The organism is Pararoseomonas baculiformis (genome assembly GCF_017813395.1).
GTDB lineage: Bacteria > Pseudomonadota > Alphaproteobacteria > Acetobacterales > Acetobacteraceae > Roseomonas > Roseomonas baculiformis.
On the sequence record NZ_JAGIZB010000070.1, the window covers coordinates 1 to 5,025 of the forward strand.

Sequence of the window (5,025 nt, forward strand, 5' to 3'; positions counted from 1 at the left end):
CGGCTTCGGGCTCGGGGCAGCTGACTTCTGGCTCATGTCCCACTCCTTGGGGTCACGATGAACCGGAAATCCTCCACTCCTCAACCAACCCCGCCTGTCTCAGGAGACCTGACGGCAGACAGACCGCTGAGAACTTCGTCGCCCTCGTCGCGTTCGCGTGCGGCCTCATCTTGGTCAAATCCGTCCACACAGCCTAGCTTTACCTGCTACACTGATCGGTCAAATTAGGCAGCGGCTGAGGTCTCGTTTAAAGCTCCTTCGAGAGACTGGAAAGTCGGCATCATGCCCGTCGGAACCGTCTTGCGTCCGACCTCGACGGCAACCTGCGGGGCGTTGCCGTGCAGGTGAGCGATGAGTACGGCACGCACAACCTCTAAGTACTTTGCTTCCTCATCGACTACCGACTTCAGCCGAGCCGCAAGCGGGCCAACCATTCCATACGCCAGCAGGACGCCAAGAAAGGTTCCCACCAGTGCGCCTCCGATCATTCCTCCGAGTACCGCTGGTGGCTGGTCGATGGAGCCCATAGTCTTAATGACGCCGAGAACCGCCGCGACGATGCCGAGTGCCGGCAGGGCATCCGCCACGCTCTGGAGGGCATGGGCGGAGTGCATCTCCTCGTCGCGCATCTTACGAAGCTCCCGAGCCATCACGTCCTCAACTTGGTGTGGATCGTCCGCATTCATCCCGACCATTCGAAGGTAGTCGCATATGAGCAGCACTACATGCTTGTCAGCGAGGACCGTGGGGAAGGCAAGAAAGATGGTGCTCTCTTCAGGTCGCTCGATGTGCGGCTCGAGGCCCACTGCGCCCTTAGATTGTGCTACGCGGAGGAGACGGTGTAGTAAGGTGCAGAGGTCCAAGTAGTCCTGCTCTTTGTAGCGCGAGCCTTTGAAGGCTTTCTTTAAGGCTCCCAACGTGTGCTTCACGTGCGCCATGGAGTTCGCCATCAAGAATGTTCCGATTGCCGAACCACCGATGATCAGCATTTCGAATGGCAGCGAATGTAAGATGGGTGCCAAGTGCCCACCGGCTGCGAGGTAGCCACCAAAGACGCAGGCGAGCATGAAAACAAAGCCGGCGATCAGGATCATCGGGCCGTTCCTCCAGCACCTGCGCCGCCCGTACGGTCGTTGGGCATCACCACAAGGATCGAAGTACGTCGGTTAGCTGCGTCTGTGGGATGCTGCGGCACGAGCAGTTCACGGTCGGCCCGACCCGCGACCGCCCGCACCCGGTCTTCACTAACGCCAGCGTCCACCAGCAGGCGCCGCGTGGCGCTGGCGCGGTCGGAGGAAAGGTCCCAGTTCGAACGATCCGAGCCGCCCTTGAACGGTGTGCCATCGGTGTGCCCGGCGATTTCTACAGCGTTGGGAAGCCGTGCGATCACGCCGGCCACCCGCAGCAGCAGTGCCCGCCCCCGGCTGTTCGGCGCTGCCTGCCCGGCGGCAAAGACCGGCTGGCGATCCGCATCAACGATCTGAATCCGGAGCCCCTCTGGGACTTGATCGAGGATCAGCTGTCGGGCTAGGTCCGCCAGTTGGGGATCGCTCCCCACCGACGTGCGGATCTCCTCAGCTGCCTGCATCAACACCGCGCGGGCTGACTGGGCACGCGTGACAGCCTCCTGTGATGATGCGGTGTCTGATTGGCCACTCGCCCCACCCCCTCCGCGCGCGTCAGCAGCAGCTTTGCTGGCCGAATGCGTTTGGGCAGTAGTTTGGGAGGCCTGTGCCACAGGATAGCGCAGCCTGGCCGCGGGTGGAGGCGACGCCTCCTCTGGATCGGAGTCGTCGTCGTTTTCCCTAGCTTGTTGCGGGGCAAAGGGCTGGCCATTTTGCAGGCCGGCTGCCGGCGAGCTTTCCCCGGCCAGGTCACGGCTGCTGTTGATTGTGCGGCCGCCGAATGGCTCGCCGGAGCCAGACGCTGAGCGGCCGAGAATGTTGGTCGGGGCAAAGTAATCTGCGAGTCCGCGCCGCTGCGCGTCAGTGGTCGCGTTGATGAGCCACATCAAGAGAAAGAAGGCCATCATCGCCGTAACGAAATCGGCGTATGCAATCTTCCATGCGCCGCCATGATGGCCTTCCTCCCCGGCCTCCTCGCGGCGGATGACAATGACGGGCTTGTCGCCAGCCCCGCCCTTCTGCTTGGTCATTCAGACTGCCTTCCAGATCCCGTTGGGAGGAATGGCGGCCGCTCGATCCGGGCACCTAGTGAGGGTGTGGTGTAAGAGCCAGCCCAGGACCGTCTCAGCCGGCCATTGCCGGGGCAAGCTCCAGATGAGCGCGTTGCTTGCGTGGCCTGCCCAAGCTGAGGCGACTCCGGGCAATAGCGATCTCGGCCTCTGAAGGCTCCCGCAGCATGTAGCCGCTGCCCCACACTGTCCTGACGATCTCAGCGGCGCCTGCGGCGGCGAGCTTGCGACGCAGCTTACAGACAAAGACGTCAAGAATCCGGAGGTTAGGGCCGTCACTCTCATTGTATGCCCGGCTCATGAACAAGTCCTTCGTCAGCAGCATGCCGCGGTGCAGCATGAGTGTTTCCAGGACGTCGAATTCACGGGCAGTGATCCGGACGTCAGTCCCATCAACCGCAACTTCGCGCCGGCTCTGGTTCAGCGTCACGTTCCCGCAACGCAGGACCGCCGTGCTGTATCCGAGGATTCGGCGCTGAATTGCTTGGAGACGAACAACCAGCAGTTGCAGACTGACCGGTGTGTGGAGAACGTCATCGGCACCTAGGCTGAAGGCCTCCTGTTCCTCATCCATTCGGAACTCGTTGCAAAGAACTACGATGGGAAGTCCCAAGCCCCGCCCGCGCATCTCACGGAGTACCGGGAAGGCATCGCTTAGCGAAGTGGTTACTTGCAGAACCACGCCGTCGTACGGGCCGCTAAACTGAGCCACTTCAGGCGTTTCGCGGAATGGCGCCGCTTCATCACAACTGTGGCCAAGCTTAGCTAGCGCCCCGCGCAGCTTTTGTGTGTCCGCTGGAGAGGCAACGAGGATGTGCATAGCTTGCCCTGCGATTTTCGCTAGAAACTGCCTTGCTGAGGCGTTGGTTCCGTCTAGCGGCCCGCACCTCACGAAACCGAGAGTGCGCGATCACAATTCAGTATGCAAGCGCCGATTGTGTTGATTCCTCCTAGGGGTCCGTTGGTTGTTTTTTTGACACGCCATACCCGCGTAGGCCGTTCTTCCTTTTAACTGACGGTTTTTTCCTATGTCGCGGGAAATGGCGTTCTTTTGGCAATTTCTACCTTAAGACGGAGAAGAATCCCCCGACTTGCAAGGGAGTCGTCAGCCGCTTCTTCCAGTTCCGACGCCAACGATTGCAGCGCCTCCAATTCAAGATCACCGCCAGTGGGTTGAAGAAGCAGCACCTGGACGCGCCTCAAGGCATCTAGGGCGTCTCCAACGACGGCTTGTGACGGGCGCCGGCGCCGCGGCGGCTCGTCTGAATAGGCTGACACAGACACAAGGGCGGCCGAATCGACTGAGCTGGCTAATTTCTGCGGAGCACCCGCGCCGACCGTCCTCTTCGCCGTCGGAAGATGCCCAGCGAAGTCACCCGCGCCACTAGTCTGCCGGCGCGCGTGCGGAAGGATTGCGTTGGGAGGTGGGGTGGTCACCGAAGGCAGAGACACGGTCATCAGCTCAGCCTTGCTGAAAAGGGTACGGCTATGTGCCTCGAGGCTGTTACCACCTTGTGAACAGCGACAACCGATATCCGAATCAGGGTGACCAAGCCCGGCCATTCTTGACTTCAACTCAGCAAGCTCACTCCCGTGAGGCCGCGAACGCGTAGATCGATGCTCACCTCCCGACGACCTTCCCTGCATCCCGTGCCTTGATGTCGCGGCACGCTGGTGGCACAGCGCTTGCCCATGCTGCTGTATGTGCCTGCTATCGATTATCCGCGCGCTCATGTTCATCTTAGCCGCGATCCTTCTCGGACCGAGCGGGGCAGCCGCCCAGGCCGCGCTTACCTGCCGCCAAGCAATCGAAGTCGCGGAGAGAGAATTCAGTCTCCCTCCGCATCTGCTGGCCGCAATCGCACGCGTCGAGTCGGGCCGGCGAGACCCCGCTACAGGGCGAGTGGACCCTTATCCTTGGACAATTAACGCCGAAGGGCGCGGCAGCACTTACCCCACGAAGGCGGCAGGAATTGCCGCCGTGCAGGATCTGCAGGCCAGCGGAATCCGTTCGATTGATGTCGGCTGCATGCAGGTCAACATGCGGCACCACCCGCGTGCCTTCGGCACCTTGGACGATGCTTTCGATCCGCTCACAAATGCGCGCTACGCCGCCAGCTTTCTAAGAGACTTGATGGCGGAAAAACAGGACTGGCACGCCGCTGCTGCCAGTTACCACTCGCGAAACCCGGAGTTTGCAGTACCCTATCTTAACCGGGTGCTGAGCGCCTGGGAGCAGGAAAGGCGGTCACCCTCGACCACCCCGATCGTGGTAGCCGCAACCGGGGATGCACCCTCCACTAGTTCCGCAACGACGCCGCCAGCACTGCCCCACGGTTTCGGCGCGATTGGGGGCGGTTTCTTCCTCTCGAACGGAGCCGAGCGGGCGCAGGTCATCCCGATGGCAGCAGCAGCCAGTCTTGGCACACCGGGTAGCGGCGCGGGGCGAAGCCTCGACGCCTACCGCGCGGCGCCGGTTCCTATGGTCGGCGGCGCACCAGTGGCATCAGCCGTTGTGATTGTTGCGCCTCATCAAGGGCGGCGGTTGTTCTGATCAGGAGGGCGGCGGAGCCGGTTCAGATTGGCCATCCTTAATCGTCCAATCCAAGGGACTCGGTGGCAAATTGCACTCGGGCAGTCGGTAGAGATCCTAGGTTTCACTTCTAGAGGGACGGACGAACCCGTCGCCTCTGGTGTCGTCAACCCTTAAAGCTAAGGACAAAACCTCCTGATCTGGCGCAGGCAGATGACGGCGCAGGCGAGGGTTGTCAGGGCGAGGTGGAGATCGGCGCGGCGCTCGTAGCGGATGGTCAGGCGCCGGAACCGGGCGA

5 protein-coding genes and 1 pseudogene are annotated in these 5,025 nt (G+C 61.7%); 1 reads left to right on the forward strand and 5 read right to left on the reverse strand.

Translation table 11 applies throughout. The features are described 5' to 3' along the window. Positions 1–224: 224 nt before the first annotated feature. From motA to J8J14_RS25880, 4 genes are all read right to left on the reverse strand, one after another. The gene (gene motA / locus J8J14_RS24335; RefSeq protein WP_209382126.1) at positions 225–1,094 is read right to left on the reverse strand and encodes a flagellar motor stator protein MotA; all 870 of its coding nucleotides are present in this window, start codon (positions 1,092–1,094) and stop codon (positions 225–227) included. Then, on the reverse strand, positions 1,091–2,155 hold the full coding sequence (locus J8J14_RS24340; protein ID WP_209382127.1) for a flagellar motor protein MotB: 1,065 nt from the start codon (positions 2,153–2,155) through the stop codon (positions 1,091–1,093). Before J8J14_RS24340 ends, motA begins: the two co-directional genes overlap by 4 nt. A 94-nt stretch (positions 2,156–2,249) precedes the next feature. After that, positions 2,250–2,768, reverse strand: a complete 519-nt coding sequence (locus tag J8J14_RS24345; protein WP_209382129.1) for a winged helix-turn-helix domain-containing protein — start codon at positions 2,766–2,768, stop codon at positions 2,250–2,252. A 452-nt stretch (positions 2,769–3,220) separates the two neighbouring features. Further along, positions 3,221–3,934 (reverse strand): flagellar assembly protein FliX, encoded by a 714-nt coding sequence (locus J8J14_RS25880; RefSeq protein ID WP_408896622.1) that lies wholly within the window; start codon positions 3,932–3,934, stop codon positions 3,221–3,223. Between J8J14_RS25880 and J8J14_RS24355 the strand changes: the two genes are divergently transcribed. Beyond that, positions 3,927–4,748 carry a lytic transglycosylase domain-containing protein gene (locus tag J8J14_RS24355; RefSeq protein WP_209382131.1) on the forward strand — a complete coding sequence of 274 codons (822 nt, stop codon included), beginning with the start codon at positions 3,927–3,929 and terminating at the stop codon, positions 4,746–4,748. The genes J8J14_RS25880 and J8J14_RS24355 overlap by 8 nt on opposite strands. A gap of 158 nt (positions 4,749–4,906) precedes the next feature. Here J8J14_RS24355 and J8J14_RS24360 read toward each other — a convergent pair. Then, positions 4,907–5,025 (reverse strand): annotated as a pseudogene (locus tag J8J14_RS24360) (IS5/IS1182 family transposase); the annotation flags it as partial.

Bases quoted from the DNA above. Each gene is read 5' to 3' on its own strand.
- motA (WP_209382126.1), bottom strand. From the start codon at position 1,094: ATGATCCTGATCGCCGGCTTTGTTTTCATGCTCGCCTGCGTCTTTGGT.
- J8J14_RS25880 (WP_408896622.1), bottom strand. From the start codon at position 3,934: ATGAACATGAGCGCGCGGATAATCGATAGCAGGCACATACAGCAGCAT.
- J8J14_RS24355 (WP_209382131.1), top strand. From the start codon at position 3,927: ATGTTCATCTTAGCCGCGATCCTTCTCGGACCGAGCGGGGCAGCCGCC.
- J8J14_RS24340 (WP_209382127.1), bottom strand. From the start codon at position 2,155: ATGACCAAGCAGAAGGGCGGGGCTGGCGACAAGCCCGTCATTGTCATC.
- J8J14_RS24345 (WP_209382129.1), bottom strand. From the start codon at position 2,768: ATGGATGAGGAACAGGAGGCCTTCAGCCTAGGTGCCGATGACGTTCTC.